Source organism: Paenibacillus macerans (assembly GCF_900454495.1).
GTDB classification, from domain to species: Bacteria; Bacillota; Bacilli; order Paenibacillales; family Paenibacillaceae; genus Fontibacillus; species Fontibacillus macerans.
The window spans coordinates 5,162,265-5,172,500 of sequence record NZ_UGSI01000001.1; the positions used below are offsets into that span (position 1 = coordinate 5,162,265).

The window sequence follows — 10,236 nt, forward strand, 5'->3', positions numbered from 1 at the left end:
TGCTTTGCTGAAAATATCATTGCTTCATTTTACCGCTTCTTTCCCCGAATGGGCAATATCGCATATAGAAAAGGACCCGTTCTCCCGAAGAACAGGCCCTGTCACCTCATCGATTTATGCGTATTATGCATTCTTTTGCACCCAAATTTGCTTCATTTGATGAATAAAGAAATGGTATTTTTCCTCCTGCACATCGGTATGCACCATTTCGGCCTCGCACGCATCGCATATAAATTCCGATACGATATGAATGCCTTCGGTTTTTGGCTCCCCGCATATAATGCAAGTTCTTTCGGTCCGCTCATCCATGCCCAAATCCCACCTTGTCTGTTTTACTATCAGTATGACACAGATTCTATTATTTTAAACCTTTTCATAGTCCCTTACCTGCTTTATCTTATGCCGCATGGCCCGCGGCTGTGTTTGTACGCCGCATCTTTAATTATCGGCGGCTTGCTCCGATATAATAATATAGGTATGTCCGAGTTTTAAAGAGGTAGTTCTATGCTTCCGAAGCCGTTTTCTCCGAAAACGTTTAGCTCCGCTACTTTCGTCCCTAGCTTCATCCGACCTTAAGCGTTTTGAAAAAACGCACAGCGGAAGCATAGGCTTCGGTGCTGAAAAGCCGACTTTTTGAACACGTACTATATGTGATTTCTAGGAGGGTTGATGGGTGATATCCGCTGATCCTGAAACAAACGCGACGTTTTACCATTATCGGTTGCTGAAAAAGGTCGTGTTGCCTAAAGCCTTGATCTATGGCTTCGCTACGCTTCCTTTTCTTTGGCTTGCCGCAGAGATGATTTTTCTATCCTGGACCAGCCTTTTCTTCTTTCTGATTGCCGCACCCATTGCGTTATGGATTCAATTCGTCATTTCCCGGTCCGTCCTGATCATCTTAAGCCATTCCTACCGCAAGCGCTGGCGTTTTTCCCGGCTGCTGCCCTGGATCGGCTATATGCCCGAACAATATGTGGCTTACTCCGTATTTCGCAAAGTTCACCTGCATGCCGCCTGGATCGGTTGCTGTATCATCGCGATCCTCATTCCGTGGTCCCCGGTTTCTTTTGTGCTGTCCTTGTTTTTCTGGCACTTCTGGCTGATTGCACCACGTTTGCTCGCCCTTGCCTGTGTACGGGGCCAACGTAAAGACGGCATGCTGAAAATCACCGGTCCCGATATTTCCTATTACTTGCAGTGAGTACGTACTCAGAGAAAATAGCTGCGTTTGGCGGTTGTTTTTTCTTGCGATAGGAGGATGCCGAGGCGCCGCCTAAGTTTTACTTTCTGACGGATATAATGGTAATTTTTACGTCGCTATTTTTAAGATTTTTACTCTCTCGAAGAAAATAGCGGAACTTTTTGTCCTTATTCGGGGCAACGCTTGAAAAACACGGCTTTTTTACCCCCATCTTACTAAAATAGGGACAAAAAAATCCTCTATTCTCGCCACACTCCTTTTTTGACGAGAATAAGGACCATTTTTTCCGTTATTTTTCTGAACCTTTACAATAAGCCTGTTGCCTGCGGTTTGCAGGAACAGGCCGATACTGGTGAACCGTTCGGAATCAACCGGCTGGCTGGCTTGTACCGAATTTAAGCGATCCCCGCGTTGCTGCGGGCCCGGCAAATCAAGGACTGCTTTCCAGACCTTGAATCACCGCCTTATCTTCTTGTTTTGGGACAAGCACCGTAAACGAATCGTCGTGAATGGTCAGCTGCACAATCTTTTTGCCTTTCTCGTAAACTCGGGTTGAACCGGCGCGTTCCTCTTTTTGTTCGGTCCAGCCCCATTCTTTTATGACCTTCTCATAAGCATCCGGTATGCCGCCGCTTTCGCTTAACCCCTTCAGCGAGTAGTGAACATAGTCCATTTTTGAGTTATTTAATGCGTTATCCGTCTGATCGGCTTCTTTGGGAACCGGGAAGCTTTTTTCCACAGCCGCCCCTACGTAATTTGTCCACGAAGGCTCGGAAGACGCACAGCCCGCGATGACGAACATCATCATCAAGACTCCCCACATGAAGCATAAGGAATACGCAACTCCTCTGCGCCGCATGATCCATTCCTCCTTACCCTGCCTATATACTGTAAACGTTATCCCATGTTGTCGATGCCTGATATAGAATTCGGAAGGCTATATGCCCTAGACAATAACATATCATTACAATTATAACGGTTGACTTGCCGTTGTCGGTAACAAAAAGGTTACATTCTTTTTGATAGGTTCTAAGTATAGTAAACCCGTACAGCTCAAAATGCAATACTGAAGCGGAAAATCGCGTGACTTAAATGTTATGTTATTTTACACAAATTTTTAGTCACTTTATTTAATGATTGCACGAATTCGGGAGATTTATAAAGCATTATAAATTAAATCAATCATGTATGCGCTTATTTGAAGTTAAAGTGATTTTGTCATAATACCTTACATCTATTTATGATGGTACCCATATTCTTTACATACGATTTCAGGAGAGGAGAGCAATAAAGAGATGAAACTACATCGCTGGAATTGGAAAAAAAGCAGTTCCCTGCTATTAACCGGGGTTCTGATGACCGGGCTATGGACCGGCGGCACACCAGCGGAGGCCGCTTCGGCCTCTGCTGCGGCTTCTGCTGCGGCTAGTAGTGCCAGGGCTGGGAAAACCCAAGGTTTTATCACGGCAGATCAATTTTACCTTTCGATGAAGGAGGCCGCCGCCGAAGCGGGATCCGCCCTAACGCTCGACGTTCCTCAAGGCGCGAAAATGCAGCGCAGCAACGCCGCCGTCTTCCTTCAGCAATGGCTGAATTTGAAAGATGCGGCGGAAACCTTCGATGATGTAGCGGACGATGCCTCCTATGCACCGGCGGTTGGGGCTGTTGTCAAAGCCGGCTTAATGGAGGGGTATTCCAAAACCCTGTTTATGCCGGGGCAACCGCTAACGGCTGAGGACTTGACGATTTTGCATGATCGCGTCGCGGGTCATTTGAAACCGTTTGTGCTCGAAGAGGCGACGATCGCCGATATGCAGTTAGCGATAGATCAGGGCAAGCTGACCTCAAAGCAACTCGTTCAAATGTATTTGGACCGCATCGCCAAATACGACGACCAGGGCGTCTCGCTGCAGGCTGTTCTGACCTTAAATCCCGACGCTTTGAGCATTGCCGAAGCTCTCGATCAGGAACGGGCCGCGAAAGGGCCGCGCGGACCGCTTCATGGCATCCCTATTTTGGTTAAGGACAATTTCGATACGGCTGACATGCCTACCACCGCTGGCTGCCTATGCTTGAAAGATTCCATTCCGGGCAAGGATGCCGAGCAAATCGCCAAATTGAAAGAGGCCGGCGCCATTATTTTGGGCAAAACCAACCTGCATGAGTTCGCTTTCGGCATCACGACCTCCAGCTCCCTTGGCGGGCAAACGAAAAATCCGTACGCGCCCGACCATTATCCCGGCGGCTCCAGCGGCGGCACCGGTGCGGCGGTCGCGGCCAATTTCGCCGCAGCCGGCCTTGGGACCGACACCGGCGGATCGATTCGCATCCCGTCCAGCTTCAACAGCCTGGTGGGCATACGCCCTACGGTCGGTTTGTCCAGTCGCGACGGCATCATCCCGCTGGCCTTGACGCAGGACGTCGGCGGCCCGATGGCCCGCACGGTGGAGGATGCCGCTATCATGCTGGACGCCACCGCCGGGTATGATCCGGATGATACGGCAACCGCGTACAGCGTCGGGCATATTCCCGCAAGCTATACCGCGTTTCTGGATACGGACGGTTTAAAAGGCGCCCGGATCGGTGTCGCCGTCGAACTGTTTCAAAACGGCAATGATCGGGAAAAGACCGTCTCCGATGTCGTTTACCATGCGGTCGATGAGCTGAAGGCCCTGGGAGCTGCGGCCATTCCGGTCACCATTCCGAACCTGGCGGAAATCAACGAGTACCCCAGCCTAAGCGGATACGAGTTCAAATTTCAATTGAATGAGTACCTTCAGGAGCTGGGAGACGGCGCACCTTATCATAGCCTGGCGGAAATTATCGCATCGGGAGAGTATGACAAGGCTCAGGAGCAGTCCATGAAAGCCCGCGAGGCTCGGGAAACGCTGGAAACGGAGGAATATAAGGATATTTTGCTGAACCGGACCAAATTAACGCGCGATGCCCTTCTAAAAGTGATGGCCGATTACGACCTGGATGCGATCGTTTACCCGACGACGACGCAACCGGCCGCGTTCATCGGCGAGAGCCAGGCTTCCGGCAACAACAACCGCCTTAGCCCATTCTCCGGTTTCCCGGCCATCACCGTTCCAGCCGGGTTTACCCCAAACGGTTTGCCCGTCGGCATTGAATTCCTGGGCCGGGCTTTTGACGAAGGGACCCTGATTAAGCTGGCATACAGCTATGAACAAGGGACTCATCATCGCCACGCCCCTAAATTGACACCATAACGAAAAGCAAAAAGTACGGTCCGGGGCGTGACCCGCTTCGGCCGTACTTTTTTTGTGCGTTATATTTCCAGTTTTCAAACCCCGTTCCGGAAAAGAGAACCTACAACAAACCGTCCACTTCCCCCCGCTCATCCAGACGGATTCGTTCCGCCGCCGGAGATTTGGGCAAACCGGGCATCGTCACGATATTGCCGGTATGCGCAACGATAAAGCCCGCTCCCGCGGACAGCGTTACGTCCCGCACCTGGACAGTAAAATTGTCCGGGGCTCCGAGAAGCGTTGCCTGATCCGAGAAGGAATAAGGGGTTTTCGCCATGCACACCGCCAAGCGGCCAAATCCGAGGCGCTCGAGCTCCCGAATCTTCGCTTCCGCCTTAGCGGACAGCTTGATGCCTTTGCCGCGGTAGATTTCCCTCACGATGGCTTCAATTTTTGCCCGGATATCAAGCTCTTCCGGATACAGCGGCGCATACCGCGAAGGCTCACCCCGCAAAATATCCTGCAAGGCCCGGGCCATTTCCAAACCGCCCTCGCTGCCTTTAGCCCAAACATCGGACAACTCCGCCCGAACCCCCATACGGCGGCAGGCTTCGGTAACCAGCCGGATTTCATCTTGCGGATCGTCGGCATAATGGTTTATAGCCACCATCACGGGAACTCCGAATTTCCCGATGTTCTCCAAATGCCGTCTAATGTTGGCTAGACCGGCTTCCAGCGCCGCGGGATTCGGTTTGTCCAGCTCCGCTTTGGGGACCCCGCCGTTATATTTGAGCGCTTTTACGGTAACGACGAGCACCGCGGCGTCCGGCGTTAATCCAGCCTGACGGCACTTGATATTGAAAAATTTCTCCGCGCCCAAATCGGCTCCAAAACCGGCTTCCGTAACCACGATTTTGGCCAGCTTCAGGGCGGCCTTCGTACCGATCACACTGCTGCAGCCGTGAGCGATGTTGGCGAACGGGCCTCCGTGAACAATGGCCGGGGACCCTTCGGCCGTTTGCACCAAATTGGGCTTGATCGCCTCCTTGAGCAAAACGGTCATCGCGTCGACCGCGCCGATCTGCGCCGCGGTGACCGCTTCCCCGGACATGTTGCAGGCCACAACCATACGGCCAAGCCGCCGTTTCAAATCGTCCGCGTCTTCGCTGAGGCACAGCACCGCCATAACCTCCGAAGCGCTAGTAATCATAAAGCCGGATTCATGAACCTGGCCGTTCCCGTCACCCAACCCGACGACGATTTGCCGAAGACTCCGGTCGTTCATATCCATCGCGCGCTTCCACAAAATGCGCCCCGGGTCGATTTGCAGTGCATTCCCTTGAAAAATGTGGTTGTCGATCATCGCCGCGAGCAGGTTATTCGCGGAAGTGATCGCGTGCAGGTCGCCGGTAAAATGCAAATTAATATCCTCGGACGGTAAAATTTGCGCCTTACCGCCGCCGGTCGCTCCGCCCTTCATGCCAAAGCATGGTCCCAGCGACGGCTCCCGCAGCGCAGCGATCGACGGCACGCCGATCGCGTTCAGCGCCTGCGCCAGGCCGATCGTCGTCAGTGTTTTTCCTTCCCCGGCCGGCGTAGGATTCATAGCCGTCACCAGCACTAATTTCCCGTCGGGCCGATCTCGCATATCGCTTAGCAGCCGAAGATCCAGCTTACCCTTATAACGGCCGTACAATTCCAAGTATTTATCCGCAATCCCAAACGTATCGGCTATCTCCAAAATCGGCTTCATTCCCGCAAGTTACCTCCAGCAATATGATTCGTGCAAAATAAGGAAAAAATCAAAACACAATCATATTGTACATGAAAACAACCGGGATAGGCGTGACGGAATTGGCATCATAATAACCTTAGGCCGTTCTCTCAAGAGCGTATTCAACCGGATTCCGCGTTATTTGAAGGAGGCAAACGGACTACTGCCTTTCGGGAGCAATTCGTTCCAAGCAAAGCTAAACTCCGGAAAACCGGCGGCATAAGGCGTGTATTCATATAATTGGAAGAAAATTTGCACGCGGCCCGGCAGCAAATAGAAATCCGGATTGTCCTTTAACCCTTCGAGGCCCCCCATATAACCGGGGTCTGCTTTCAACTCCTTGCTTAGCCGGGCGTTCATCCGCTTTTCATAATCCTTATTCGCGCCCAGCAAGTCCTTAAGTTCCAAAAGCTTGCCGTCTTTCAACGAGAAAGTGTATCCGGTCCGGTAACTCATACCATGCGCTCCGCCCGTATACTCCGTATATTGGAACAAAAGGCTGAGCACGCCATTTTGGTTATAGGTGACAAGATACGAGCTCTCAAAACTATTCGGATTCGTTATATTCTGATCGCCGAGATCCTTCATGACCTCGTCGATGTGCCCTTTGTGATCTTCCATTTGCTTTTCAAAAAACGTATTGATCGCCTTCTCCGCTTTCGCATCTCCCATGCCGCCCAATTGAGGATATTGGAGATGAACCGAAACCCGTTTGCTTTCCTTGTCATAGCTTGAAGTGGTCACCGTGATTTTATTCTCTCGGCTCTTGATGACGTTTAACTGCTTAGCGCCTTTATTCCAGACCGCATCATAACCGAGGTAATCCTTGACCCATTGAAAAGGAATGTAGATTTTACCGTTAATGAGCTTGACCTCTCCATCTATATAGAAACCGTTAATGACGGGTTCCACGCTCCCTCCGGCCACCATCATTGTTAGCTGCCGATAACCTTGGCCAATCTTCCAGGTCTTCGTTTTTGAGTCATAGTTAGTGGGAATTTTCAACGCATCCCGCAAAAAAGCGACCGGAACCAAGGTTTTTCCGTTCAGCAGCAGCCCCTTAAGCCCCGTATTCTCCCCATTAACTTTAAGGTTAATGGCATCGCCGACAGCGCTCTTGCTCTTGACCACGGCCGCATTGAAATTCCCTTGCCGGACGTCTGCAGCCGCTTGGCCCGGGCTAACCGGCAGCAATATTGCGGAACATAACAAACCTGTTGCTACACCCACAGCCCCTAAACGCATCAATTTGTTCATCTCGGTTTCTCCTCCTGCCAAATACCACTTTTGTATTTACAGAGCCGCTTCTTCATTCTCTGTTGTTGCTCACCTTTATCATTATAGTGACTGCTTAGGCAGAATAAGTTACATCCCACCTTACAGTTTTTTTTCTCTTTCGTCCGGATTACGCGCGAATATTGACGTTTTCTTTACGGCTTTTTAACTGATTGACAAGCGGAATCGTAAAAAAGAATACAAAAAAGCACAGCCGACGTTTTCGGCCGTGCTCTTCCCGGACTGTGCGGTATTCTTATCACAAACTGTCCTTTTTCGCGCATGTTACAAACTCTAACGGACCGTATTCTAGCTCTAGTAAAGAGCTTATCTCCCCATTTCCCGAGTATTTCCACTGGCGTTGCATTAACTTTTGCTCAAGCTTTCCCGTAAAAGCTATCCGAAATCTAACGGTTGTAGCAGCGGCTATTTGCCGAAAAAAAGGCCTTTTCTAAATTCTAACGGTTGCGAGCGCCGTTATTTGCCTGAGTCCAAGTAAAAATTACTGGTTTTCAGCGAAATAAGCACCATGGCAACCGTTACAATTTGAAATCAACGGTATTGGAACAAATAGCGCTTGTGGCAACCGTTTGAATTTTGGTGTGCCCAGAAAATGTAACTTGTCAGATTTAAATGCAACCCTTGTGCATTCCGACAATGCAAAAAACACCGCCGAGTGATCGGCGGTGCTCTTCTTCATGCTTGGCGGCGTCCTACTCTCCCAGGACCCTTCGGTCCAAGTACCATCGGCGCTGGAGGGCTTAACGGTCGTGTTCGGGATGGGTACGCGTGGAACCCCTCCGCCATCGCCACCAAACGATTCAAGGTTAATCCTTGAAAACTGGATACGAAACTTGATTTGCGTGTTAGCCCCTATTCAGTTCCCGGGGTCCCCGAAAAGTAATCGGAATTACCTACGAAGCCTCGCGTCACTTTTTGGGGTATATTTTTGGGCCCCGCCAAAGTACTCGGACTCAGCTTCGAAGCTTCACGTCACTTTGGTGAGTAGAGTTTTGGATAAGCCCTCGACCGATTAGTACCTGTCAGCTCCATGCATTGCTGCACTTCCACCTCAGGCCTATCAACCTCGTCGTCTTCAAGGGGTCTTACTAATTGGGAAATCTCATCTTGAGGGGGGCTTCACGCTTAGATGCTTTCAGCGCTTATCCCGTCCGCACTTAGCTACCCAGCTGTGCTCCTGGCGGAACAACTGGTACACCAGCGGTGCGTCCATCCCGGTCCTCTCGTACTAAGGACAGCTCCTCTCAAATTTCCTGCGCCCACGACAGATAGGGACCGAACTGTCTCACGACGTTCTGAACCCAGCTCGCGTACCGCTTTAATGGGCGAACAGCCCAACCCTTGGGACCTACTTCAGCCCCAGGATGCGATGAGCCGACATCGAGGTGCCAAACCTCCCCGTCGATGTGGACTCTTGGGGGAGATAAGCCTGTTATCCCCAGGGTAGCTTTTATCCGTTGAGCGATGGCCCTTCCATGCGGTACCACCGGATCACTAAGCCCGACTTTCGTCCCTGCTCGACTTGTCAGTCTCGCAGTCAAGCTCCCTTTTGCCTTTGCACTCTGCGAATGATTTCCAACCATTCTGAGGGAACCTTGGGGCGCCTCCGTTACTCTTTAGGAGGCGACCGCCCCAGTCAAACTGCCCGCCTGACACGGTCCCCGTACCGGATCACGGTACCGGGTTAGAACTCCGATACGATCAGGGTGGTATCCCAACGGCGCCTCCATGGAAGCTTGCGCTCCCACTTCCTAGGCTCCCACCTATCCTGTACAAATCGTATCAAAGTCCAATATCAAGCTGCAGTAAAGCTCCATGGGGTCTTTCCGTCTTGTCGCGGGTAACCTGCATCTTCACAGGTATTAAAATTTCACCGGATCTCTCGTTGAGACAGCGCCCAAGTCGTTACGCCATTCGTGCGGGTCAGAATTTACCTGACAAGGAATTTCGCTACCTTAGGACCGTTATAGTTACGGCCGCCGTTTACTGGGGCTTCGGTTCACAGCTTCGGATTACTCCTAACCGCTCCCCTTAACCTTCCAGCACCGGGCAGGCGTCAGCCCGTATACTTCGCCTTGCGGCTTCGCACAGACCTGTGTTTTTGCTAAACAGTCGCTTGGGCCTTTTCACTGCGGCCCCCTCGGGCTATAAACCCTACCGGGGCACCCCTTCTCCCGAAGTTACGGGGTCATTTTGCCGAGTTCCTTAACGAGAGTTCTTCCGCGCGCCTTAGAATTCTCTTCTCGCCTACCTGTGTCGGTTTGCGGTACGGGCACCTTCTCCTGGCTAGAGGCTTTTCTCGGCAGTGTGAGATCATGACCTTCGGTACTGTAAATTTTCCCTCCCCATCACAGCCCAGCCTTATAGTGTGCGGATTTGCCTGCACACCAGCCTCACTGCTTGGACGGGGCATTCCATCGCCCCGCGTCACTACCCTCCTGCGTCACCCCATCGCTCATAGCGGATTACGGTGGTACAGGAATTTCAACCTGTTGTCCTTCGACTACGCCTTTCGGCCTCGCCTTAGGTCCCGACTTACCCTGAGCGGACGAACCTTCCTCAGGAACCCTTAGGCTTTCGGCGGATCAGATTCTCACTGATCTTTTCGTTACTCATACCGGCATTCTCACTTGTATGAAGTCCAGCGCTCCTTCCGGTACACCTTCAACCCTCATACAACGCTCCCCTACCCCTGATGCAAAGCATCAAGCCATAGCTTCGGTGGTGTGTTTAGCCCCGTTACATTTTCGGCG

At 51.5% G+C, this 10,236-nt stretch carries 7 protein-coding genes and 2 rRNA genes (1 of these 9 cut by a window edge); 2 read left to right on the forward strand and 7 right to left on the reverse strand.

Translation table 11 applies throughout. The features are described 5' to 3' along the window. Positions 1 to 123 precede the first annotated feature (123 nt). Complete coding sequence (locus tag DYE26_RS23005; RefSeq protein ID WP_036618164.1) at positions 124 to 309, reverse strand: sigma factor G inhibitor Gin; 186 nt, start codon at positions 307 to 309, stop codon at positions 124 to 126. Between the two features lie 364 nt (positions 310 to 673). Here DYE26_RS23005 and DYE26_RS23010 point away from each other — a divergent pair, with 364 nt between their 5' ends. Further along, a complete protein-coding gene (locus tag DYE26_RS23010) occupies positions 674 to 1,201 on the forward strand; it encodes a hypothetical protein (RefSeq protein WP_306308161.1) in 528 nt (175 codons plus the stop codon). Between the two features lie 430 nt (positions 1,202 to 1,631). Here DYE26_RS23010 and DYE26_RS23015 read toward each other — a convergent pair whose 3' ends face one another. Next, on the reverse strand, positions 1,632 to 2,060 hold the full coding sequence (locus tag DYE26_RS23015; protein WP_051985145.1) for a hypothetical protein: 429 nt from the start codon (positions 2,058 to 2,060) through the stop codon (positions 1,632 to 1,634). 436 nt (positions 2,061 to 2,496) lie between these two features. Here DYE26_RS23015 and DYE26_RS23020 point away from each other — a divergent pair, with 436 nt between their 5' ends. Next, positions 2,497 to 4,434, forward strand: coding sequence for an amidase family protein (locus tag DYE26_RS23020; protein ID WP_036618167.1), 1,938 nt, complete (start codon positions 2,497 to 2,499; stop codon positions 4,432 to 4,434). A 100-nt stretch (positions 4,435 to 4,534) separates the two neighbouring features. Here the strand turns inward: DYE26_RS23020 and DYE26_RS23025 are convergent, their stop codons facing one another. The 5 genes from DYE26_RS23025 to DYE26_RS23040 all read right to left on the reverse strand — a co-directional run. Next, a complete protein-coding gene (locus DYE26_RS23025) occupies positions 4,535 to 6,166 on the reverse strand; it encodes a formate--tetrahydrofolate ligase (RefSeq protein WP_036618168.1) in 1,632 nt (543 codons plus the stop codon). Positions 6,167 to 6,325: 159 nt separating this feature from the next. After that, positions 6,326 to 7,444 carry a PdaC/SigV domain-containing protein gene (locus DYE26_RS23030; RefSeq protein WP_036618169.1) on the reverse strand — a complete coding sequence of 373 codons (1,119 nt, stop codon included), beginning with the start codon at positions 7,442 to 7,444 and terminating at the stop codon, positions 6,326 to 6,328. A gap of 520 nt (positions 7,445 to 7,964) precedes the next feature. After that, the gene (locus DYE26_RS33190) at positions 7,965 to 8,162 is read right to left on the reverse strand and encodes a hypothetical protein (RefSeq protein WP_124333748.1); all 198 of its coding nucleotides are present in this window, start codon (positions 8,160 to 8,162) and stop codon (positions 7,965 to 7,967) included. Next, positions 8,163 to 8,279: ribosomal RNA gene (gene rrf, locus DYE26_RS23035) — 5S ribosomal RNA — on the reverse strand. Between the two features lie 196 nt (positions 8,280 to 8,475). Continuing rightward, positions 8,476 to 10,236, reverse strand: a 23S ribosomal RNA gene (locus DYE26_RS23040) (it continues 1,169 nt past the right edge of the window).

What these genes read in the sequence shown, in the direction of transcription:
- DYE26_RS23005 (WP_036618164.1), bottom strand. Translation starts at nt 309, where the DNA reads ATGGATGAGCGGACCGAAAGAACTTGCATTATATGCGGGGAGCCAAAA.
- DYE26_RS23015 (WP_051985145.1), bottom strand. Translation starts at nt 2,060, where the DNA reads ATGCGGCGCAGAGGAGTTGCGTATTCCTTATGCTTCATGTGGGGAGTC.
- DYE26_RS23020 (WP_036618167.1), top strand. Translation starts at nt 2,497, where the DNA reads ATGAAACTACATCGCTGGAATTGGAAAAAAAGCAGTTCCCTGCTATTA.
- DYE26_RS23025 (WP_036618168.1), bottom strand. Translation starts at nt 6,166, where the DNA reads ATGAAGCCGATTTTGGAGATAGCCGATACGTTTGGGATTGCGGATAAA.
- DYE26_RS23030 (WP_036618169.1), bottom strand. Translation starts at nt 7,444, where the DNA reads ATGAACAAATTGATGCGTTTAGGGGCTGTGGGTGTAGCAACAGGTTTG.
- DYE26_RS33190 (WP_124333748.1), bottom strand. Translation starts at nt 8,162, where the DNA reads ATGAAGAAGAGCACCGCCGATCACTCGGCGGTGTTTTTTGCATTGTCG.